General features: G+C 44.0%; 1 protein-coding gene. It reads right to left on the minus strand.

What is annotated here, in order from left to right:
* Positions 1-945, minus strand: a 945-nt coding sequence (locus tag FTT71_RS13220; protein ID WP_180161024.1) for an efflux RND transporter periplasmic adaptor subunit, incomplete at its 3' end; no start/stop codon positions are given.
* Positions 946-1,068 lie beyond the last annotated feature (123 nt).

Raw genomic sequence — 1,068 nt, forward strand, 5'->3', positions numbered from 1 at the left:
CACATTAGAACGCAACTCAGTAGCTTGCGCATCGAGTTTTGCGCGCACCACCAGACGCCCTGTTTGTACATCTGCCTGAGAGGTTAAGCTTTGTACAGTAGCTTTATAGATTTGATCTGAATCATTCACTTTAAAGTCAATTTTTTGCCCGGCTTGCAGTTGACCTGAGAATTGATTCGGCAAATTAAACTCAAGCCATAAATCTTTCAGCTGTTCAATGACAAAGAGCTGATTAGCCAGTTGCACATTTTCACCGACCACAATATCTTTTTGACTGATCACCCCAGAGATCGGTGCTTTAATCAGAAAACGCCCATTGTTATTGCCACTTGCACCTAATGCATTTAAACGTGCTTGTGAGGACTGGACAGTAATCTGCGCTTGACGGTAGGCATTTTCGGCACGCTGGTAATCCTGTTTGGCAGAAATCCCCTGTGACCAGAGTTGCTGTTCGCGCTGGTAATCTTTACGGGCCAAATCCAGATTCACCTGTGCCATACGCAGATTTGCCTGTTGGTCGATCAGTTCAGGCACGATTAGTACAGCCAGCGTTTGTCCTTTTTGCACGCTCTGTCCTAAAGCCACATTGACCTGCTCGACATGACCACTAAAATTAGGCGATATATGCGCTTGTTGATCGGTATTCACCACCAATTTACCTGGCAGGGTTGTCAGCTTTTCAACCAATCCTGTGGATGCAACAGCAACTTTTAAACCTTGTTCAACCATTTGTTGGCTGGTCAGTTGTATTTCGCCTTCTTCAGCATGTCCTTCTTCAGAACTATCTTCATCAGAATGTTCGGCATTTCCCTCATCATGACCATGCCCCTCAGATTCAGTTTTTTTTGAACTTAACCAAATAACCAGACTGACCAAGACCGTAATCAGAATCAAAATTGCAATCATGAGAGACTGGGATATTTTTCCGTTTTGCTTGGCGTTCATTTTATCGTGCTCCCCCATTGATTAAATTTTGCGATGCTTCGACTGCCTTTTTATTCAGTTGTGTATAGGCATCCGAACGGCTAATTTCTTCATAACTTGTGCCAATACTGAGTGCCTCAGCTG

It is taken from the genome of Acinetobacter sp. YH01004 (assembly GCF_013420455.1).
GTDB lineage: Bacteria > Pseudomonadota > Gammaproteobacteria > Pseudomonadales > Moraxellaceae > Acinetobacter > Acinetobacter towneri.